Source organism: Nitrosopumilaceae archaeon AB1(1), from assembly GCA_033471095.1.
Taxonomy (GTDB): domain Archaea; phylum Thermoproteota; class Nitrososphaeria; order Nitrososphaerales; family Nitrosopumilaceae; genus Nitrosoabyssus; species Nitrosoabyssus spongiisocia.
On record CP136752.1, the window covers coordinates 577724 to 598446 of the forward strand.

General features: G+C 32.0%; 25 protein-coding genes. 14 read left to right on the forward strand and 11 right to left on the reverse strand.

The genetic code is table 11. The annotated features are described in order from the left end of the window. The first annotated feature begins 4 nt into the window (after positions 1 to 4). From R1F52_03470 to R1F52_03480, 3 genes are read left to right on the forward strand one after another with little or no spacing between them, the layout of a single operon-like run. A complete protein-coding gene (locus R1F52_03470; protein ID WOV93700.1) occupies positions 5 to 226 on the forward strand; it encodes a hypothetical protein in 222 nt (73 codons plus the stop codon). Beyond that, a complete protein-coding gene (locus R1F52_03475; protein ID WOV93701.1) occupies positions 226 to 618 on the forward strand; it encodes a PaREP1 family protein in 393 nt (130 codons plus the stop codon). The genes R1F52_03470 and R1F52_03475 overlap by 1 nt, the downstream gene beginning before the upstream one ends. 2 nt (positions 619 to 620) lie before the next feature. Next, positions 621 to 899, forward strand: coding sequence for a hypothetical protein (locus R1F52_03480; protein WOV93702.1), 279 nt, complete (start codon positions 621 to 623; stop codon positions 897 to 899). A gap of 273 nt (positions 900 to 1172) precedes the next feature. On the opposite strand, the gene R1F52_03485 is transcribed toward R1F52_03480, so the two are convergent. Further along, complete coding sequence (locus R1F52_03485; GenBank protein WOV93703.1) at positions 1173 to 2063, reverse strand: ribose-phosphate pyrophosphokinase; 891 nt, start codon at positions 2061 to 2063, stop codon at positions 1173 to 1175. Positions 2064 to 2103: 40 nt separating this feature from the next. Beyond that, positions 2104 to 3849: a mechanosensitive ion channel gene (locus tag R1F52_03490; GenBank protein WOV93704.1), complete on the reverse strand. Its 1746-nt coding sequence runs from the start codon at positions 3847 to 3849 to the stop codon at positions 2104 to 2106. Between the two features lie 151 nt (positions 3850 to 4000). Between R1F52_03490 and R1F52_03495 the strand changes: the two genes are divergently transcribed. The 3 genes from R1F52_03495 to R1F52_03505 all read left to right on the forward strand — a co-directional run bounded on the left by R1F52_03495 (position 4001) and on the right by R1F52_03505 (position 7887). Beyond that, a complete protein-coding gene (locus R1F52_03495) occupies positions 4001 to 5287 on the forward strand; it encodes a lysine 2,3-aminomutase (protein ID WOV93928.1) in 1287 nt (428 codons plus the stop codon). 63 nt (positions 5288 to 5350) lie between these two features. Next, positions 5351 to 6796, forward strand: a complete 1446-nt coding sequence (gene glnA, locus R1F52_03500) for a type I glutamate--ammonia ligase (protein ID WOV93705.1) — start codon at positions 5351 to 5353, stop codon at positions 6794 to 6796. A 176-nt stretch (positions 6797 to 6972) separates the two neighbouring features. Beyond that, complete coding sequence (locus R1F52_03505; protein ID WOV93706.1) at positions 6973 to 7887, forward strand: TFIIB-type zinc ribbon-containing protein; 915 nt, start codon at positions 6973 to 6975, stop codon at positions 7885 to 7887. Here R1F52_03505 and R1F52_03510 read toward each other — a convergent pair. Further along, entirely contained in the window at positions 7884 to 9230 is a 1347-nt protein-coding gene (locus tag R1F52_03510; GenBank protein WOV93707.1) for a cation:proton antiporter, read from the reverse strand. The genes R1F52_03505 and R1F52_03510 overlap by 4 nt on opposite strands. Positions 9231 to 9356: 126 nt before the next feature. Between R1F52_03510 and R1F52_03515 the strand changes: the two genes are divergently transcribed. After that, positions 9357 to 9905, forward strand: coding sequence for a hemerythrin domain-containing protein (locus R1F52_03515; GenBank protein ID WOV93708.1), 549 nt, complete (start codon positions 9357 to 9359; stop codon positions 9903 to 9905). A 141-nt stretch (positions 9906 to 10046) separates the two neighbouring features. Continuing rightward, entirely contained in the window at positions 10047 to 10457 is a 411-nt protein-coding gene (locus tag R1F52_03520) for a hypothetical protein (GenBank protein WOV93709.1), read from the forward strand. 9 nt (positions 10458 to 10466) lie between these two features. Here R1F52_03520 and R1F52_03525 read toward each other — a convergent pair whose 3' ends face one another. Both R1F52_03525 and R1F52_03530 read right to left on the reverse strand, forming a co-directional pair. Continuing rightward, on the reverse strand, positions 10467 to 10700 hold the full coding sequence (locus R1F52_03525; protein ID WOV93710.1) for a hypothetical protein: 234 nt from the start codon (positions 10698 to 10700) through the stop codon (positions 10467 to 10469). Between the two features lie 200 nt (positions 10701 to 10900). Continuing rightward, positions 10901 to 11359, reverse strand: coding sequence for a hypothetical protein (locus R1F52_03530; protein WOV93711.1), 459 nt, complete (start codon positions 11357 to 11359; stop codon positions 10901 to 10903). A gap of 100 nt (positions 11360 to 11459) precedes the next feature. Between R1F52_03530 and R1F52_03535 the strand changes: the two genes are divergently transcribed. Further along, positions 11460 to 12275 (forward strand): HincII family type II restriction endonuclease, encoded by an 816-nt coding sequence (locus tag R1F52_03535; GenBank protein ID WOV93929.1) that lies wholly within the window; start codon positions 11460 to 11462, stop codon positions 12273 to 12275. Here R1F52_03535 and R1F52_03540 read toward each other — a convergent pair. Beyond that, entirely contained in the window at positions 12261 to 13010 is a 750-nt protein-coding gene (locus tag R1F52_03540; GenBank protein WOV93712.1) for a TaqI-like C-terminal specificity domain-containing protein, read from the reverse strand. The genes R1F52_03535 and R1F52_03540 overlap by 15 nt on opposite strands. Then, the gene (locus tag R1F52_03545; GenBank protein ID WOV93713.1) at positions 12985 to 13749 is read right to left on the reverse strand and encodes an N-6 DNA methylase; all 765 of its coding nucleotides are present in this window, start codon (positions 13747 to 13749) and stop codon (positions 12985 to 12987) included. The genes R1F52_03540 and R1F52_03545 overlap by 26 nt, the downstream gene beginning before the upstream one ends. Before the next feature lie 891 nt (positions 13750 to 14640). Between R1F52_03545 and R1F52_03550 the strand changes: the two genes are divergently transcribed. After that, positions 14641 to 14925: a hypothetical protein gene (locus R1F52_03550; GenBank protein WOV93714.1), complete on the forward strand. Its 285-nt coding sequence runs from the start codon at positions 14641 to 14643 to the stop codon at positions 14923 to 14925. Beyond that, positions 14926 to 15132: a hypothetical protein gene (locus R1F52_03555; GenBank protein ID WOV93715.1), complete on the forward strand. Its 207-nt coding sequence runs from the start codon at positions 14926 to 14928 to the stop codon at positions 15130 to 15132. Positions 15133 to 15139: 7 nt separating this feature from the next. Here R1F52_03555 and R1F52_03560 read toward each other — a convergent pair whose 3' ends face one another. Beyond that, positions 15140 to 15508: a hypothetical protein gene (locus R1F52_03560; protein ID WOV93716.1), complete on the reverse strand. Its 369-nt coding sequence runs from the start codon at positions 15506 to 15508 to the stop codon at positions 15140 to 15142. 105 nt (positions 15509 to 15613) lie between these two features. Between R1F52_03560 and R1F52_03565 the strand changes: the two genes are divergently transcribed. Further along, positions 15614 to 16222 (forward strand): hypothetical protein, encoded by a 609-nt coding sequence (locus R1F52_03565; protein ID WOV93717.1) that lies wholly within the window; start codon positions 15614 to 15616, stop codon positions 16220 to 16222. 10 nt (positions 16223 to 16232) lie between these two features. Here the strand turns inward: R1F52_03565 and R1F52_03570 are convergent, their stop codons facing one another. Both R1F52_03570 and R1F52_03575 read right to left on the reverse strand, forming a co-directional pair. Continuing rightward, on the reverse strand, positions 16233 to 17123 hold the full coding sequence (locus tag R1F52_03570; protein WOV93718.1) for a PEFG-CTERM sorting domain-containing protein: 891 nt from the start codon (positions 17121 to 17123) through the stop codon (positions 16233 to 16235). A gap of 98 nt (positions 17124 to 17221) precedes the next feature. Continuing rightward, a complete protein-coding gene (locus R1F52_03575) occupies positions 17222 to 18016 on the reverse strand; it encodes a CFI-box-CTERM domain-containing protein (protein ID WOV93719.1) in 795 nt (264 codons plus the stop codon). Between the two features lie 89 nt (positions 18017 to 18105). Here R1F52_03575 and R1F52_03580 point away from each other — a divergent pair, with 89 nt between their 5' ends. Together R1F52_03580 and R1F52_03585 are read left to right on the forward strand one after the other, a co-directional pair. After that, complete coding sequence (locus R1F52_03580) at positions 18106 to 19758, forward strand: peptidase (GenBank protein ID WOV93720.1); 1653 nt, start codon at positions 18106 to 18108, stop codon at positions 19756 to 19758. 1 nt (position 19759) lies between these two features. Continuing rightward, positions 19760 to 19966 (forward strand): hypothetical protein, encoded by a 207-nt coding sequence (locus R1F52_03585; GenBank protein ID WOV93721.1) that lies wholly within the window; start codon positions 19760 to 19762, stop codon positions 19964 to 19966. Here the strand turns inward: R1F52_03585 and R1F52_03590 are convergent. Next, positions 19963 to 20718, reverse strand: a complete 756-nt coding sequence (locus tag R1F52_03590; GenBank protein ID WOV93722.1) for a DUF6293 family protein — start codon at positions 20716 to 20718, stop codon at positions 19963 to 19965. The two genes, R1F52_03585 and R1F52_03590, sit on opposite strands and share 4 nt — an antisense overlap. Positions 20719 to 20723: the final 5 nt, after the last annotated feature.

The window sequence follows — 20723 nt, forward strand, 5'->3', positions numbered from 1 at the left end:
ATTTATGACAGAATGTGATATGGAAGAAGCAATAGATAAAGCAAAAGGATTTCTTGAAGAATATCATAGTACGACAAATCTGAAATCCTCAAATTTAGAAAATGGAACTTGGTCTATTATTTTTGATGTTGGTTTCTTGAGTGAACAGTTGAAGGAAATTAAAGTCGATGCAAATTCAAGAAAAATTACTGAATATACTGACATAGATTCAGAAGATAAAGATTAATGTCTGCCCAAATTGATGCAACAAAAAATAAGACTGATAAATATGCAAGTATGGTTTTACATTATAGTCATAATGCAGAAAAATATTTGAAATTAAAAGATTATAACAAAGCTAGTGAGATGATGTGGGGTGCTATGTCTTGTGTTCTTAAAACAGCGGCAGCAAAAAGAAATAAATCCATTAATAGTCATAAAACACTTGGACAATTCGCCAAAACATTATCTAAACAAGAACAAGACAAAGAAATTTTTATATCATTTTCATATGGTAATGTGCTACATCGGAATTTCTATGAATCTAATTTAGATACAGTTTTGGTAAAATCAATGTGTTTTGATGTAGCAAAAACTATTGGTAAATTAATGCGAAACATGAAATACAGAGCTCCATGATCATGACTCAAAAGAAATTTGACAAAGCTAAAAAATCTAGAAATTCACTAATATTAATAGCTAGTGTGGGAGCAATATTTTATATTATTTATACAGCACTTTTCTCTTTACTACCAAATATTTCTACAGATGAAATTCTCCTTTCTAGCTCACTTGCATTAGCAATTGGTTTGTTTTTTGTTATAATTGCACTCATATTAAATTTTGAAACAACAAAAGAACTCATTAAGATTGATGACAAATTAGATGAAATCAATAAAAAATTATCAAAAAAGAATTAATGTTTATTTTGAGACTAAAGTACTGATCTTCTAAAAGAAAGAAATCGAATCTATGATCATCACATCATGGAATTATATATATTGTACCTATATGCAGAAGATCCAACCATCTTTTTTCATAATTGGTAACTTTAGAATTCCAAATAGGTTATTCTAAACCTATTTTGACAGTTGTCAGTACATTCCACAAACTGAATTGAATCTGAAAACACCCTATAATCTAACAGAACAATCACTAAAACCTTCAAATCCTGCCGGTCTCATCATTATTCATCAGCGTGAACTTTTAATCGCATCAGCTATTCTTCTTGATACATCAATCATGATCGTATCACTTTTTGGTATTGTGTTAGAAGCGATAATTTTAGCAACGCCAGATTTACGTATTTTTTTAGCAGCGTCCTTTACCAGTAACGCATGTGTGCACACTACAAAAATTCTACCGCACCTATGTCTTTTGAGAAATTGAACTCCTTTCAGTATACTATTGCCTGTACTTATCATATCATCTACCATGATGATATCTCTGTCTTTGATATCCCCTATACTCTTAGTTGATATTTTAATTGCACCAGTTTTTCTATCTCTGTGTTTTGTTAAATGAGTAATCGGTAATTTTAGAACAGACGCAAATTTTTTGGCCCTATCTAATCCACCCTTGTCTGGTGAAACTATTAGTGGATTGATTAATTTTTTACCTGTAAAATGATCTGCCAAATCAAAAACACCACTAATATTTTTTGTTGGTATTTTAAAATGACGCAAACTCATCTTGCTGTGTATGTCTACTGTGATTATTCGTTTAGCACCTGCAGATGTAATTAATTTTGCTACAGTTTTCATGGTTATAATTTCACCAGATAAAAATACACGATCTTGTCGCGCATATCCCATGTATGGTATAACTAAAGTTATATTATTAGTAATTAATCTGGCCTCTATAATTAATGATAAAAGTTGTACAAGATGTGTATCTACTGGTGGATATAATGATTGAACAATTACTATCTTTTTACTTTTAATTTTAGAGTTTATTGTTATCTTACTCTCTCCATCAGGAAAAGTTTGAACCTTTGCCTCTACAAATTTGGCATCAAGTAACTTTGAGATACGTTTTCCCAGATCAACAGATGCACTCCCACCAAGCACTGTGAGACTTAACATAACAAAAATTAAACAATACACATCTTAAATCTTTAATGTGTCATTCTGATTCGCCTTCACCACGACCAAGATCACCAATACCAAACTCTCTCATGGTCTTCTCCCTCTCATCGTTTAGACTAGAAATCTCCTCTGCCTCTCGCTTCTCATCACCCTGATACACAGTTCTAATTGGCCATGGTATTCGTATATCATATTTTTTAAACTCCTCATAAATCATTAATCGAAGATCACTTTTTACTTTAAACTGAGACCCATAGTCTCTTACGTATACCCATAGAGCAAAATCCAAGGATGAATCACTAAATGCGTTAAATCGTACTGTTGGTTGATTTAGATCTACTGTATATATTGTATCACAACCACAACTGGCCTGATTACGTTTAATATTTGGACATTGCTTTTGTATAATCAAATGTTTTCCCTTTGAATCTTTTATTTCCGTCATTGCGCGTGTACCTATTTTGACTAGTATCGATGCAACTTGTTTTGGATCATTCAAATATGATACACCCACATCAACTATAGCCGGTACCAATTTAATATTTTTAGAATAGTTTATGATCTGTGCATTTACTAGTTGACGTGTTGGTATTATAGCAATTGATTCGTTTAATCCATGTCGTACATAAGTTACACGTGGAGTTATCTTATGGACATACCCATTATAACCTGATTCTAATTTTACTCTATCCCCCTCGACAAAAATCTTATCTTTTCGAATTATTATATATGCAAAATAATTCTGCATGGTCTCTTGTAGTGCAAAACCAACTCCTACAGCCATACCACCGGTGGCAGTGGCCAATACAAACAAATCTATTCCCCACCAACTTGCAACTCCAATTGCTACAGCTAGAAAAATCCCTATTGGTAAAAGCTGTTTGAAAGATTTTGGCAACTCTTGTCTCTTCTTTTTGGCATATCCGGGAGGACGAGCACCGGCCTCTATCTTTTCATAATCATTTATTCTCTTCTCCTCACGCCATGTGTCTATTCGATAAATCTCCTCAGGATTTCCATCTAGGCTCATTTTACGACCAGATAAATTATCTCCACTAGTGCACTTTTCTAGATATTCTACATACTTGATACGTTCTGATTCCTTCCATTCAGAGTATGGATCATCTACTAGTTTTTCAAAACTTCCTATAGAGTTACCTCTTGACGTACTGAATTTTTCTAAAATTAATCTACCTTCCTTTGTCTCCAAATTTTTCTCATACTCTATTTTATCGATATCTTCAGGAGGATTTGCAGGTGGAACCCATTTGTATAATCTATGAAATAGAACATCTACATCATCCTTGAATCCTTTCATCATTCTCCATCCTTCAAAATCTTCACGCTCAAGCATTCTTTTTTCTCGTTTTGTAATTATAATTGGAACTAAATGTGCAACTGTATACCCAATGACTAAAATATTTATACTATTCAGTATCATTGCGAATAATTCTTTTGCTGGATTACTAATACTAGACGATTCTATATCTACATCTAGATCAAATAGTTGTATGTATCCATTTATTCCAGTTATAAGTGCAATTGCGAATAATGGTAATATTGCAATACGAACAAATCTTGCAGTGTGTGGTCTTGTATAACTAAATCTATGTGACATTGTAACTTTACCAATTTTTTTATAACCGATTGCAATAGTAATTAATCCCACAACAAGTATAGCTAGAGCAATTTGTAATGATGGTGACGTACTTATGATCTCGACTATACCTTGAAACTGGTTGATCTGACCTGTTACTGCTTGTCCTAATTCTTGTTCTGCCAATTTGTATTTTGTAGATTAAAACGCCTAAAAATACTTTTTATAATATTGAGTTAACTTTAAACACGGGATACGATATAATAGTACATTGGCCAGTCAAATCACTACAGAATTTACACAAGACGACTCACCGCGTATAAAATCATACACATTAATGAATTTCGAAAAATTAGAGCAAATTAATAATTTGTCAGACAAACAAATTCACGAGATAAAAGTTGTGGGAAATGTACTACCGTTCAAGTCAAATAATTATGTCATTGAACAACTGATAAACTGGAATGACATACCGAATGATCCTATGTTCATACTGACTTTTCCTCAGCGTGATATGTTGAAATCAAATCACTTTAATCTTATGGAAGCTGCTTTGAGTAGCGGAGATAAAAAAAATATTCAAGAGACTGCAAATACGATCAGATTACAACTAAATCCACATCCTGCAGGTCAAATGGAATTAAATGTTCCAAAATTAAAAGACGGAACTCAATTATTTGGTATTCAACATAAATATTCTGAAACTTGTTTGTTTTTTCCTAGCCAAAGTCAAACTTGTCATGCGTATTGTAGCTTTTGTTTTCGCTGGCCACAATTTGTAGGAATGGATGACATGAAATTTGCTATGAAAGAAGGTGAACAACTAGTGCAATATCTAAAAGAGCATCCAGAAATTACTGATGTGTTATTTACCGGTGGTGATCCAATGATAATGAAAGCACGCATATTCTCGACATATGTGAATACTTTACTTGAAGCAGATGTACCTAATCTGAAAACAATTCGAATTGGTACTAAAGCTCTAACTTTTTGGCCTTACAAATTTCTCACAGATGACGATTCTGATGAAATGTTAAATGTATTCAAACATGTGACATCTAATAAAATTCATTTAGCAATAATGTCACATTTTAATCACTCAGTGGAATTGTCCACCGATTCTGTCAAGAGTGCTATATTCAAAATTAAACAAACTGGAGCAGAAATTAGAACACAATCTCCATTACTTGCACACATAAACGATGATGCAAACATATGGAAAACTATGTGGCAGAAGCAGGTTCAATTGGGATGTATTCCATACTACATGTTTATGGCAAGAGATACTGGTGCACAACATTACTTTAGCGTGCCACTAGTTCAAGCCTATGAATTATATCGTTCTGCGTACATGCAGGTCAGTGGTCTTGCTAGAACCGTTAGAGGTCCTAGCATGTCTGCAACACCAGGTAAAGTTTTGATCGATGGTATACCTACTATTAACGGTGAACGTGTATTGAGTATGCGCTTTTTGCAAGGTAGAAACCCTGATTGGGTTCAAAAACCATTTTATGCTAAATATGATGAAAATGCGATATGGTTAGATGAACTTAAACCGGCCTTTGAAGATAAATTTTTCTTTGAGAAGGATCCCATATACAAACCAGCCTCTAAATTGACATAATTTACTATATAGTTTAAACTTTCTTACTAAATCAGTTTAGTATAAAAAACTACAATTTAACGCATGGATACAAATCAGGTCTTTGAGATAATAGAGAAGCAGAATATAACATTCCTTGATTTCTGGTTTGTAGATATCTTCGGTGAATTACACAGAATGGGAATGCCCAGTTATGCTGTATCTGAATCTAATTTTACCGATGGATTAGAGAAACTCGATGCAAGCTCTATTCGTGGATTTAAAGATGTTAATCAATCCGATATGATACTAAAACCTGATCCTGATTCATTTTGTATTTTACCACCAGATTATGATAATGGTACAAGAAAGAATGGTAGGATATTTTGTGATCTTTATGAGGCAAATACTAAATCCCCAACTAGATACGGAAGAGATTCTAGAGGGATTGTTGCAAAAGCTGAAGAACGTTTGAAACAATTTAATCTAACACATACACACTGGGGACCTGAAATAGAATTTTTTGTGTTTGATGCAATCAATGTATATCCATCACCATATGCAGCTACTCATTCGTATGGTGGTTCTGGTTATTCAATTGAATCCAAAGAATCTCCATGGGCAAAGGGGAATATTAGTACTGCCATCGACATTAAAGAAGGATATTATCCATCACAACCCAAAGATACACTTGAAGTATTTAGAAAAAATGTTTGTGATGATTTATATCATTACTTTGGAATAAAAATAGAAGCTGAACATCATGAAGTTGCAACATCTGGACAATGTGAAATCAATTTACTATACGATAACATGAAAATAATGGCAGATAATGTAATTACGGTCAAAAACGTGACCAAAGTTAAAGCCAAAAATTCAAACAAAGTGGCCACATTCATGCCCAAACCAATCTTTGGTGATAATGCATCTGCTATGCATGTACATCAAAGTATTTGGAGCGATGATTCGAATAAAATGTTTGACAAAGATGATGATATCACTCAACTAAGTCAGATGGGCAGATACTACATTGGAGGCATACTAGAGCACGCATCTACAATATGTTCAATATCGAATCCTACAACCAATTCCTATAAACGACTAGTCCCTGGTTTTGAGGCCCCCGTTTACATATGTTGGGGAATTGGAAATCGTTCTGCAGCAGTACGAGTACCAATGTATAATCGTGATAATCAAAATAGTAAAAGAATCGAGTATCGTGTACCTGACCCAACTGCAAACATCTACTTGTTAGAGAGCGCACTACTCCTTGCCGGTCTTGATGGAATTAATAAGAAAATTGATCCTGGAGATCCTATAAAAGATAATATCTACAAAATGCCTGATAGTAAAAAACGCGAATATGGAATTAAATCACTTCCTTCTAATCTCCAAATTGCACTAAACGCATTAGAAAATGACTCGGCATTTCTTGAAAAAGAATTTACCTCAGATTTCCTAGACACATACGTTGAATTGAAACATGCAGAGTTTTCTGCATTCGCACAGACCCCTACTGCATGGGAAGTATCCATGTATGCTGACGCATAAATCCAGATTACTCATTATACACTGAATACTCTGAAAACTCTAGATACAAGAATTACTCTATACTTGCTGAAAATACAACTAGACAATGATTCCCTCACTATTCATTAATAATAATCACTTAAAATGAACAATTGAATCATAAGTTTTAAATATCTAGTAGTTAAGAATAATATTCTATGGTTAAAACAGAAAAATCATCAGGCGTTAAATGTCCCCGTTGTAATAAAGGCAAACTAGTGACCGATAATGAATCTGGTGAAATGTTTTGTACAAAATGTGGTTTTGTAGTATCTGAAAAGATTGAAGAATCTGGTCCAGAGTGGCGCTCCTTTACACAAGATGAACACGGAGATAGAGCAAGAGCTGGTGCTCCAACATCACTAACAATGCATGATATGGGTCTTGCTACAATAATTAATCCAATAAATAAAGATGCTTCAGGCAAACCTCTTGCAGCATCTATGAAAAGTACAATTGAGAGACTTCGTACTTGGGATAGTAGAAGTCAAGTACACGAACCAGTAGATAGAAACTTTCGTCAAGCATTTAGTGAATTGAATAGATTAAAAGATAAACTAGCAATATCTGACGCTGTTATTGAAAAGGCAGCATACATTTATCGTAAGGCACTTGAAAAAGGACTGGTACGAGGTCGTTCTATTTCTGCTTTAATGGCATCTGCTCTTTATGCTGCATGTAGAGATACATCAACACCAAGAAATCTAAAAGATGTTGAACAAGCCGCAAACATAAAACGTAAAGATATTGCAAGATGTTATCGATTACTTGTTAAAGAATTAGATTTGAGAATGCCTGTAACAAGTTCTATTCAATGTGTTGCTCGAATAGCAAGTCTCATTAATATTAAAGAATCTACAAAACGTTATGCAGTTGAAGTGTTAAAAAAGGCACAAGAAAATGAAGTTTCTGCAGGAAAAGATCCAATGGGTCTAGCAGCAGCAGCACTATACCTGTCTTGTGTAAAATATAATGAAGAGAAAACTCAGCGAGATATTGCCGAAGCTGCAAATGTTACTGAAGTGACAATCCGTAATAGATACAAAGGTCTTAAAGAATCTTTAAACATCTAGTCTTTGATTTCAGATTCATCTACATTTGGTTTTACAAATCCACCTCTATCACTTTCTTTGTTGGGTATTTTTTTGGCCGTTGACAGACCAATTGTAGTTAGAATTACTGATGTTAATATGATTACAAATACAATTTGCGGATAAATGTGAGCGTTTGGTAATCCAAGTGTTATTGGAAATGTTGCTAGTACCGCAGCTGCCAAACCTCTAGGAATCATTACAGACGTGACACGTTTATCTAATCTTGAAAATCTACTTGTAAGTGTGACCCTGGTAAGAGCTAATCGTCCTAGGTAAATTCCAAGGGTTGCTACAATTCCAAATATGATATATTCTATATTTCCAAAACTTGCAAGTAATCCTACAAAGACAAAAAAGAATGCACGTACTAGAAATGTAAGTTGATTGTGCATAGTATCATCATTTGAAATATATGGAATTTTTATGTGTAGTAACCTGAATAATCTCTTTCTATTTCCCAACATTAATCCAAATACAAGAGCTGTAAGTGCGCCAGATTCGCCCAATGTCTGAGCTAGGAAAAATAATACAAAAAGCATTCCGAGTGTTAACATGTATGCGTGTTTTGTGTTTGGTAGCTTTGATGTGAGGAACATCCATGGAATTCCTACTCCAAGTCCTAATGCTAATCCAATTATCACCGAATCGCCTATAGCGCTTAATGTAGATAAATCAAAGTATCCTACCAGTACAGCTCCGAACAAAATGAATGCTATAATGGTGGACAGAATATCTGTCATTGCAGATTCAAAACTTAGAACTGATTTTGTGTCCTCAGACACTTTTAATTCACGTACTAGACCAAATACAATAATCGAACTACTTCCACCTACAATTGCTGCAAGTAATATACTATCTAGTATCTCCCACTCTAACCAAAAGAAAGCAAGTGTCGCTACTATAACGACCGACATAACAAAACCGATTATAGCTAGTAAAAATGAAAAATGTGCAATCTTTGCCATACTTTTAAGATCAAGATTTAATCCGCCATCAAACATGATTATGATCAAAGCTAATGCTGCAAAGTATGGAACAACACTTGTAACTGTACTTGGCTCTACTATGCCAAGAATTGGCCCAATAATTACTCCAAATATCATCAAGAAAGCAATATCTGGTATACCCGTGCGTTTGAAAAATGCCTCCCCTGCTATCCCTAAAAATATTATGACTCCTGCTGTAAGAAGTAAAACGTGTGCAGAAATTGTACCTTTAGTTAGTGACTCGAAACCATTTTGTAGATTGCGTAAAATATCAAAAATTGTATCTACATCAAATGATTCAATTAATAGTATAATCATAGTTGGATCGAGAATCATCTAGTTTACGATTAAATTATATACATTTATTTCAATTTGTTAAATCAAATTGTCTTGTATGATGATTCATTATTCATTAATGATTTACTCATGATATAATTAGGACTAGTGTGTTTTCTACCTATATTGAGTGCCACAAATACCTTACAGCAAGATCATATCCAGGCTCGTCGTATAGAGAAACTTGCATCTAAAGCATCTCAAGTTCTTTACACCGGTGGTAATGTGCCATTCTCTGATATACAAAAGATGATAGTAATAATGGCTGAATTCTTTGATTCTATTCATTATTCTAGGGAAGAGGATTCATACTTTGCCTGTGTTGCAGGGTATAATCGTCTGCAAGATGAGGTTCGTGTATTCATGATTGAACATGAATTTGGTAGAAGAATTGCTAATAAAATTAAATTTCATCTTGAAGAATGGCAAAATGGTAAAGACTCACGTGAACCCGTAGCTAGATTTCTGCGTACATATTCGATATATCTGATGGATCATTTACAAAAGGAGGACAAGTTTTTCCAAGAAGCGTCTTCAACAGTTTTGAATAAGGATGAGGAAGTTGAAATGTATAATTTATTTCATTCTTCAGATACGATTAATATGAAAATTTCAGAAATTGTAAAAGAAATTGATAATCTTGAAAATCGATCTTGGTATACTCAATCTCTGTAAATTATACATCTAATAATTTAGGGTTCTGTTACATTTTCGGATATTATTCATAGAACCATAGAGAAGAAATAGTTAAACACCTGATAATGTTATAGAATACTCGCACATATACTTGATATATTACTAGTCATTTACAAAACTATGTCAAAAAGTAGATTATCAGAAATTTATGTAAGAATATTCATATTCTTTCTCTGTATCAATTTAGGATTACATGTAGTTCAAGAAGCAACTGGTGCTGATTTTAACGCACCTGATTATCCTAGTTTTTCACACATCATTGGACAAATTAATTCAGATTTTGCATCCGATAATCCATTAGACATTATACAATCATACACATATTGGACATACGAATTGGTACGAGTTCTTTTCGGTACACTAACTGGTGGATTCATCATGAGTGTAATTAATACAGTATATCCATTCCCTGATGCTTTTACTTATGGTGTACAAGTAATTCTATCCTTCTTGTTGATATTGACAATTCTTCCCTATCTTCTCCAAATAGGATCACTAATACTTGGCAGAACTATAAAATCTCCAATTTAATATGAATAATTAATCATAATCTTCATTGACATAATATTCATCATCTACATCAGGATCATTAATTAAAACTAATTTCATACCACAATCAACACACGATGTAGGCTTTATGTATCTTGGATCATCTTCAAACTCTAATCTATCAAATTCAACTGGTTCGTGATATCCCCTACGATCACATTTCCTAGCATTATAGTGTGATTGTATAGCAGAGTAGATTAATCCACATAGAGTTTTTAAAGACATGTGCAATATTTTTCATTCTAATATTTAACATATTATTCAAAGTTTTATCAGCATATTTAGTCAAATTCATTAATTTGTAAAAAAATTAGAGTTTTCAAAGATAATCCATATTATGCATATCACTAGATGACTTCACACAACCTAATTTAGGGTTCTGTTGCATTATTGAGACCTAGTCAAAAGGTTTGAATAAATTAAGTTTAGCCATAGTATGATGAAAAACTCACAGTACCATTTGCTTCTAAAATTTCATATCTGTTATTATTCTCATATTCAAAATTAAAATCAACGGTATCATTTTCCTGCTCGATGATGAGTCCTAAATTAATTTGATATATTCCATTTGGACCTATTGCTGAAACAATTTCCTCAAACTCCGTTTTCCCTTTTATTATGGCTTTTTCTGAAGTTAATTTTACATTTATGTTATATGCAATTCCCTTGCCTTGATTATGAATTATAAAATGTGCTGATGTACTCGCTGTAGACTTTTGATCCTCGGTAATTATTTTACATACCAATAATGGTGTGAGATTATCATTTCGTTCTTCTTTAATTATTTCATATAATTGTCTGTTGTGCAAAAATGTTAATATACCCACACCTGCCAAAACAATCGTACTAATGATTAAAATTAATTCTCCAAATTGATGTTCCAATTATGTTATATCTAAAATATTAAACTTAAAAAACTTTATGTATAAACTCACAAACATATGATTTTTGGTTAATAAATACTATTACAAATATGATGTTTTATTGATAAGCAAAAATAAAATAAAATCGTATTTAAACAAATCAGTATCAAGTAATCCAGTAATATTGGGAATAGATAAAACAAGTTTTGGACATAGCGCAGGTAACATATTCGAAGAATGGACATTTAATAATCTCAAATCTAAAGATTCAAATTTTGAAATTTGGCGACCAAATGAATTTTTAAATTTAGCAGTACAACAAAACAATGGCAATTCTATTACTAAATCACTAACTCAAACATGGTGGGCTGATTTACATTTTAATTCAAAAATTAAAGATGTGATTAATTATGATAGAACCCAACAAGATGGAGCTGATCTATTGTTGCACTATGGCGATACAAAAACTATCCTAACAAATATGAATAACGTGATTTTGATTAATGTTAAATCTCATAACGCAGATAAAGATGGTCGTGATCCTAATATTTTATCTGCATATCGTCTTTTAAAATTTTTGAATGGCGTATTACACAATAAAAATCCACAAAAAAACTTAAATCGTATATCATACTGGATAATTGGATTTTCATATAAATATGATAAAATAATCAAACAAACTAAAATCACAGAAGTGAATGTTAAAGATTTGTTTTTGCTTGATGTGGATTCTATGCCTAACATTAATTTTGACTCAGCAATTCAAATACAATGGCATCCATCTAAAATGAGTGAAATACACAATCAATCAAAAAAACAGTTTGTTGATAAATTAGTAGACAAATTTGATCATGCATGGATTAAACATAAAACTTCAAAAGATGAACGTTTTAACACATTACTTGGAGATATAAAAGGATTTTTAGATACGATATAGTTTTTTAACATATTTGTTTATATTATCAAAGTCAGTCATATTTTGTGTAAGTATAGCATCAACTTCTTTAACTATGCGATTATGTAAATAAACTTCTCTTTTATTATTCCAATTAATTAATTTAATTGGTATGTTTGCAAGTGGTCGTTCAGAAAATTCTGCCACACCGCCACGAATCAAACCTTTATTTTTAATCCATTCAAATATTGTATCTGAATTCAATAGACCTAAAAGATATTTTGTAGATTCTTGCATATGAGGTTTCTTTACTAAAACTGCTACATCTTGTGCTGTAAAATAATTTCCATTTGAATAACTAAATCGAACAAATTGTTTTTTATTTATTCTTTCTTTACATGGCACAATGATCTTTTCAGTGTTATTTTTCATCAAATTATAATTCCTCATGAAAGACCATTCAAACCACTTTATATTATTTTTATAATCGAATCGTTTGATTAAATCTGTCCTGTACTTAAAAAGTTGTTCATAAAAATTTGGAAATTTCTTGACATCATCATCATGATTGAGTAAAATATATCGTACAAATCCATCATGTGTGTATTTGTTAAGATGGTACGCTTTGATTACTTTAATTGTTTTTTTCAATTCTTTTTTTAATAGTTTTGAATCATCCTCAAGTTTGAATGCTCGATCCAAACCTGAAACCATTCCATTACCAATGTCTACAATATCTCCTAATCGTACATCACTGTTGTTTTTGATCTCTATCAATTTGTTTAGATATGCTAAATGGAAACATAGACCAGATGGAACTGTCCGTAAATTGTTTTTGCTTATATTGAATTTTTTCAGTCATATCCACAACAGTGAATTTTGATTTTGAATGATTTTTAACAAATTTAAATATCATAATACTTGATGCGACATTTTTAAAAATTGGTTTCTCTCCATACATGATAATCTTTTCAATATGACCTTTTTCCATCATAATTTCACGTAATTTTTTAGTATGCAATGTTCGTAACCAGTAATCAGGTGTGATGAGAATCATCTCTCCATCATCGGTTAAAACATCAATTGCTTTTAAGATAAATGCATGTAAAATATCCATCAATCCATTACATAGTTTCATTTCTTTTAATTCATTACGAATATTTTGTGGTAAATTCTTCCAACGTATATACGGTGGATTGCCGATAACTACATCATATTTTTTAGGTGGTTTCCATGTTAAAAAATTCTCATAGATTATATCTACATTTGATTCATTCGTAAGTGTATTATCTATCTCTACTCCACAAATATTTTGAAATCCTTTTGATTGTAAAGTAGTTAAAAAAATACCTTTTCCAGCAGATGGTTCCAATATTGCAGAATTTTTAGATTTACTAATCATTGATGTCATCTGCTCAGTTAAGAATTCTGGTGTAAAATATTGACCTAATGCCTTCATGTTTATTTGTGATTTATAATTCCGTTGTTTTTGTATTGTTGAATTGAATTGATTCATTCTACCTTCTTTTCCTTTTTAAATTTGGTATTTTTGTTTTTTCGTGGTTTATCCCAATACGGACTTTTACATGTTGGACATATTATGGGTGGATCGATAAATTTAGACTTTTGTTGATTGATTGATTTAGGACACCATTTATGGTCACATCGTTCACATTGAAATCCTTGAATTTGTATTCGTGCCATTTCACATATTGTTTATAGTACATAGTTATATAAACATTGACTAACAGGTTATACTTATATTATGTATAAATTATGCCTATAACGTAAGAAATGAACAAACGTAAACAAAAAGCGATGGAAATGATCACAGCAGGAGATCATTTTGCATAAGTTGATTACAACAAATTTAAAATCAAATTACAGAGTAAACCAACAAAAGAATACATGGTAAATAGAACTGATAATGGTTTGATTTGCTAGTGTAAAGATTAGGAAGTAAGACGAACAGATTGTAAGCATATTCAATTTGTCCAACTAATGATAATTAGAAATAGAGGTTATGCAAATAATAATTTCAAGATTATTCAACGTGCTAAACTGAATCTTTGTAAATATTGTGATATGGTAAAATAATCAAAAAAAGGAATAAAAGAAAATAGAATAAGCAAGGTTCAAATATATCAGTGTAAAGATTGTAATAGAAAATTCACTACCAAATTTGGTTTTGAAAATAACGATATAATCCAAACATCATAACAAGAGCGCTTCAAATGTATTATGTTGGTATGTCGGTTTGCGATATTTCCACACATTATGAAATGTTAGGAATTGATGTGAATTATAGTTCAGTATATCGCTGGATTACAAGTTATACAATAATAATTAAGAAATATCTTGATGAGATTGTGCCACTAGTAGGCAACCAAGTAAGAGCAGATGAGATTTGGGTCAAAGTAAATGGAAGCAGAATTATCTATTTGCATCAATGGATGATGACATACGTTATTGGCTAGCTAAATACATGGCAGAATCTAAATTTCATCACAATGCTGACACTTTATTGAAATTAACTAAAAAAGCAATTGGAAATAAAACACCTCGATATTTTACAACTGATGGATTTCCTGCATATGAAAAATCGTCTAAGAAAGTATTTGGTAAAAAAACTCAACACCACAAACACATACATCTTCGTTGGGACATGAACAATAACAAAATGGGAGACTGAATGGAGAAATCAGAGATTCGAGAAAAAGTATTCAGAGGGCTGAAAAGAAAAGACAGTCCAATTATTACTGGTATGAAAATATACTACAACTTTACAAAAAAACATAGTGCATTGAATGGCATGACACCAGCAGAAGTGGCAGGAATCAAAATCAAAGAGAAAAACAAATGGAAGGTTTTGATTCAGAACTCAGTTGTTGGGAAATAAAATTTAATTATTCTATGCTATTTGAAAATACAAAGTGGCTGAATAAATTCAAAATAGATCTTGCTTTTAGTTGTTTATCATTATCATTTCCAACTATGTTATAAAGTGTGGATGGTCGATTGTCTATTGTTATACCTTTAAGATTATCCCATGCTTTTTCAAAATCACTTTTAGAAATTTGAAATATTTTGTTTTTGTTAGATGTGTCATTAACATTTGCTTGTATAATATATTGTGGATCAGATTGCGATGATGGTGTGTTAGAAGGTACAAAATTACGGATAAATATTATACTGTGTTCTTCAAATTCCATTACTTGCTTATTTGATTTATCAAATGACTTTTGTAGTATTTTCCAAAATTCCTCAAATTTCATGTTATCTTTTCTGATATCACTAGTTTAATTGTTATGAATAGGCCTCGCTATCTTAACAAAACCTAATTTAACTATATACAAATATTAGCATATTTTACACTATTCATGAAATCACTATTCATTTGTACGCTTTTATTATTATTTACAATTCCATTTGCATCTGCACATACTACAGTAAACGTTGGTTCCTATCAATTTGAAGCCGGGTGGGATATTGAACTGCCAATAGTTGATTTTAATAATAGAATCGTATTTGAAATTACTCAAAGCCCATCTCCTTCCATTTTCGAACCTGTCACTAATGCATTTACTGATTTAGAAGCTACGATAAAGTTTGGTGGTATTTCAAAAACCCTTGATGTTAATATTGATTCTAATCCTGGACACTATTCTTCTAAAATTATTCCAACAAAGACTGGTTCATACATAATTAGTCTTAGTGGTATGATTGATAACACTCCTATTGATATTGAAATTCCTATAGAAGATGTAGAGACATCAGATTCTCTTGATTTTCCATTACGACAATCTTCATCTAGTAATGAATTAACTGTTATTCAAGGAGCATTAAATCTACTAGAACAAGACATTCAAGAATTACAAAGTGGTAATATGATTAATAATGAGACAACTTTTGATCTTGCAATTCTTGGTGCTTCAATGGGAATCATAGGCCTGATCATTGGTGTTATTGCCATTATTAAAAAAAGATAGAATAAAATTTCTAGATTCTTGATATGATATTCATTCGAGAACTAATTGCTACTATACTTACTATAGCAACAGCTAGAATCATAATTGCGATTGTTCCAAATTCTGGTACAGCTTTGTATTGTGCTACAACACCTGTAGGTCCATTATATGATTCATCAGGTAGACCTATACGTACAAGTGTGACTTTGATGTCTACTGGTACATCTTGTGCTGATGTCGATAATGATAGTGTATTGTGTGATCCTGTTCCAGTATGTTCATGTGTTGATTCTTCTAATAACATATTTCCATCTTGCATCACTACTATTTCATACTCTACATGAGGTACAACTAGACCTTCTGTATCTTGGAATTCTACATCAATTGAAAGTGGACTTCCCACAGAACCGCCTGTAGTTGAAATACGAGCTACGATATCATCCATACTGGCAATCTCCATTGTTGAATATTCCATATCCATCATCTCATCTGTATGCTTCATCTCATCTTCCATCATCTCTTCACCACCAACTACAACAGTACCTACCATCCATCGATGTCCAATACAAAAGTATGGATATTCTCCTGCAACTTCAAACTTATTTTTGAAAGTTTGACCTGCAGCAAATATACCACTATCAAAACCATTTGGATAATCTTCTCCTGTAACATTACTTGAGATAACACCTGCAGTTACTGTATGTACAGCTGCATCGTTGTTTGTCCAAATTACTTCTCCTCCTTCGTCTACAGTTACTGTAGATGAAATATAGCACTCATTAGTCTCTGCACATGCTGGTACACCTGCACCTTGTGGTATTTCTACATCCACCATACTATGATCGCCATAAACTGATGCTACTGATAAACTTGTAAGAATTAATAATGTTGCAAAAACAACGCTTATTTTTTGTGTAATCATTACTAATAAAATCGTATTTTTAAATAAATATGTATGTCTAAAATTAACATAATTGCCTAGTATTTTTTTTATATATTACAAATTGTCTAATTATTAGACTAGGAAGTATAACATACATACCTAGATTTAAAATTATAATTCCTATTCCAACACCTAATACCTGACCTTCTGAATTCAGGATCTATATAATCTAGTAATAATATTGATGATATCAGTGGAGTTATTATTAATCTCACTAGATTTTGAAATGTGTCATTACCTCGTTCCATATCTGATATTGTTGGTGAAAATGTATAGTAAATCTGATTGAATTGTTGTAAAAACACATTACCAGAATGTGTATTGGTGATATCGGTACGAATTTCTCGTAGATGTTGTATTTGTGATGACATTTCTGTACCAGATACAGCAGTTGCAATCAAACAACCTCCTGTGTTGTTATCAATAGTGGGTTGTTTTACATCTGTTTGAGAATTGTTGGGCTGTGCAATACTCTGACCAATATTTATCATAAATGTTGCTGTCTCTATCGGTATAGGTTGAAATAATATTCCTTCAATCTTCACTACACCTTTGTATTCTCCATCTTTGGGAAATATGATTGGAAATGTAACTGAACCACTTGATGTGTGCGTCAGGGGAATCGGACCGAACACATTTTGATCATCTACTGAAACTGTGATAGTATAATCGATATGTTCTTGTATGTTTTTTGAGATTGGATTTATGAAATCTATTTTTAACTTTGCAGCCTCCCCTGATTTAGGTGATATAGGCTCTGTTGAAATATTTAATTTTAGAATATCCCCTGATGTAGATATAATCTGTGAATTAGTTTCAGCAGCAGCTGGAATAACGACTAGTAATACTAGCAGACTAAATAGCCATTTCATATCTATAAATTATATAACTATAATTAAAATTAAACCACAATTAAATCTTTTATTCATAAATTATATATGAGATCTTACTATTGTAGTATATGAAATATATTATTTTGATTCTGTTTTTCATATTTTTCATACCACTTAATGTAGCATTTGGTCATGGTCTTGGTGGTGATCAAGCACCGCCAATAAATTTTGATGGTTTAAATGTTACTGTCAGCACAATTTTAGATCCTTATGATATTACCGTAGGTGATCTTTATACGGCAAATATGGAAGTACGATTTTTTGATTTGAATTCCAACAAAAATTTTAAAGAAGTAACATATAGAATTCAAGTTTGGAGAAGTGGTAATCTATTGGCCAATAAATTATTCTATGCTGTAAATGGTAAACTAGATGTAGAAATACGACCTGTTTATGACTGCATAAAGGATATACTTTGGAAATGTACAACTTATTTTGGTGCAGAACATACTATATCCGGAGGATTGTTTGCACAAGGGGAAGGCAGACCATTAATTCAAGGTCCTATATTTGACAAAGGTGGATTGTACAATCTTAAAGTCGATATTGAAGGCGCAATATCTCCAAAAACACTAGTAACTCAACGATTATCATTTGAGACATTTGTGAGTGTGGCTCAAGAACAAAACTTTATTCTTCCAACTGCGTCCGCTGAGATACCAATAGTGATAAAAACATATTATGACCAAGTTGATAATTTTGCATTCTCCCCAATTGATAATTCAATGACTTTTGACATGCCATTTGACTGGAACCCTGAATACATTTCTCTTGTTCAAGTGGTACATGAAGAAATTAGAGTGCCTAAATTCTTTGATCCATACTATGAGGGTAAACATTTCAATGGATTTGTTAATGGAGTGGAACTATCCAATCGTATTCTTCTAGTAAATCCATATTCTTTTGAGGATTATAATGTTATACATTTTCTTATATCAAGTAACGAACTTGAACGTATAAACTCCATTTTAGGCGAAGATAATTTTGATAGTAATTTAATGACGTTCAAATTAGTTCCTACAGATTCAGCTGTAAAAAATTCTATTGCATTTAATGTAGGCTCTAGTGCTAGTGCTACAATTAATTGGGATGCTACATATTCGACAGGCGATGAAATAGCATTTCAGTTTGAATTCTTTGATAATTCTGGTGATTTATTAAAAGATGTATTGTATGGGTATAGAATAGAGACAAAATCTGGTGATGTGTTGTATGAAAATGTTGGTAGTTCTACAGAGTATATTGGTATATGGGCATCTGAAGGAATAGATATTCAAAATTTAGTCATTTCTAATGAAGGTGAGTATAAAGTATCTGTCAGTATTTTTGGAACTAGTACCTTAAATCTTGATACCACACTTTCAGGACTTGGTAGCACATTAATTGAAATTGGTTCATTAAATTCTAATTTGCAACCTGTTACACCTACTGAATCTTCTACAGAGCCTACTGTTAGTATACCAAATTGGATTAAAAATAATGCAAAGTTTTGGTACGATGGTGATATTGATGATCCAACATTTATCACTGGAATTCAATATCTTATACAAAATGAAATCATAATTATTCCACCAACTGATCAGACTCAAATTAATGACGAATCTACTATTCCATCATGGGTAAAGAACAATGCAAAGTTTTGGTACGATGGTGTGATTGATGACTCTACATTTGCAGCTGGAATTCAATACTTGATACAATTTGGAATTATTGTGATATAATATGAAGGACATTAACGATATTTTACCAAAAATACCAGATATGCGATGGGGTGCTCTTATGAATACACCGCCTACCAACAAAAAGGTAGAAGAAATGAATAAGATCTTTCCTGATAACGGCAAATGGCATACTGTATTTGAGGAAAAAGATCAAATTCATATTGACGGAAATCGTATTTGGAAGAAAAATTCCCAATCTTGGACCTAGTCTAAAAATTTTGTAGCGTTTTCTCCCGCTTTTGTCAGAGTTATCCATCTAGTACGTCCAATTTTTTCTATTTCGATGAAATTCCATATATCCTCTAACGGTTCTATAATATTTTTCTCTAAACTAGTCAATCTAACCTGATTAATATTCTCCTTGGAGTTTATTTTTATAATTCCTTTTTCTACTGCAATATTAGACAAATCATTTTTACTGATTCGTTTTTTTTCTTGAATTACATTTAATGCTAAAATTAATTCCTGTTTTGGTCTTTGCATTTTGTATTTAGGTAGTGGAAATATTTCCTTAACTCCGCTTGATAGTGGTTCTCCAGGAGCTGTATAATTTTCTGCTTCAACATAAAATGGTACAATCTCTTTCTTTTCGCTATACATCATACATGTCATCATTAATGCTATTGATTGTATCTTTGATCCAGAGGCTAAATTAACATAGATATTATTTCCTTCTTCTTCTCTGATTATTTCTTTTGTCACTTTAATGATACTGAATAAATCTTGTCTATCGTGCTCTTTCATTTCATATTCTATGTTTACTTTTTCTAGACGTTTTTTGAATCTCTGCAATGTATTNTTTTCAGCTTTTTCTTCAGCAGGTTTCTCATGAATTAGTAGCCAAACTTTATCTGCCTTTTCTCTCTTCGCTGGAATGACAACTCTGTCTATCTCAAAACCAATGGGGGCTATGTGAATTCGAAACGCACTGATATTATTTATAGTATCCATATTATGCATACTAT

Coding starts and splice junctions, on each gene's coding strand:
- R1F52_03470 (WOV93700.1), top strand. CDS start 5: ATGACAGAATGTGATATGGAAGAAGCAATAGATAAAGCAAAAGGATTT.
- R1F52_03475 (WOV93701.1), top strand. CDS start 226: ATGTCTGCCCAAATTGATGCAACAAAAAATAAGACTGATAAATATGCA.
- R1F52_03480 (WOV93702.1), top strand. CDS start 621: ATGACTCAAAAGAAATTTGACAAAGCTAAAAAATCTAGAAATTCACTA.
- R1F52_03485 (WOV93703.1), bottom strand. CDS start 2,063: ATGTTAAGTCTCACAGTGCTTGGTGGGAGTGCATCTGTTGATCTGGGA.
- R1F52_03495 (WOV93928.1), top strand. CDS start 4,001: ATGAATTTCGAAAAATTAGAGCAAATTAATAATTTGTCAGACAAACAA.
- glnA (WOV93705.1), top strand. CDS start 5,351: ATGGATACAAATCAGGTCTTTGAGATAATAGAGAAGCAGAATATAACA.
- R1F52_03505 (WOV93706.1), top strand. CDS start 6,973: ATGGTTAAAACAGAAAAATCATCAGGCGTTAAATGTCCCCGTTGTAAT.
- R1F52_03510 (WOV93707.1), bottom strand. CDS start 9,230: ATGATTCTCGATCCAACTATGATTATACTATTAATTGAATCATTTGAT.
- R1F52_03520 (WOV93709.1), top strand. CDS start 10,047: ATGTCAAAAAGTAGATTATCAGAAATTTATGTAAGAATATTCATATTC.
- R1F52_03525 (WOV93710.1), bottom strand. CDS start 10,700: ATGTCTTTAAAAACTCTATGTGGATTAATCTACTCTGCTATACAATCA.
- R1F52_03545 (WOV93713.1), bottom strand. CDS start 13,749: ATGAATCAATTCAATTCAACAATACAAAAACAACGGAATTATAAATCA.
- R1F52_03555 (WOV93715.1), top strand. CDS start 14,926: ATGGAGAAATCAGAGATTCGAGAAAAAGTATTCAGAGGGCTGAAAAGA.
- R1F52_03560 (WOV93716.1), bottom strand. CDS start 15,508: ATGAAATTTGAGGAATTTTGGAAAATACTACAAAAGTCATTTGATAAA.
- R1F52_03565 (WOV93717.1), top strand. CDS start 15,614: ATGAAATCACTATTCATTTGTACGCTTTTATTATTATTTACAATTCCA.
- R1F52_03570 (WOV93718.1), bottom strand. CDS start 17,123: ATGATTACACAAAAAATAAGCGTTGTTTTTGCAACATTATTAATTCTT.
- R1F52_03575 (WOV93719.1), bottom strand. CDS start 18,016: ATGAAATGGCTATTTAGTCTGCTAGTATTACTAGTCGTTATTCCAGCT.
- R1F52_03580 (WOV93720.1), top strand. CDS start 18,106: ATGAAATATATTATTTTGATTCTGTTTTTCATATTTTTCATACCACTT.
- R1F52_03585 (WOV93721.1), top strand. CDS start 19,760: ATGAAGGACATTAACGATATTTTACCAAAAATACCAGATATGCGATGG.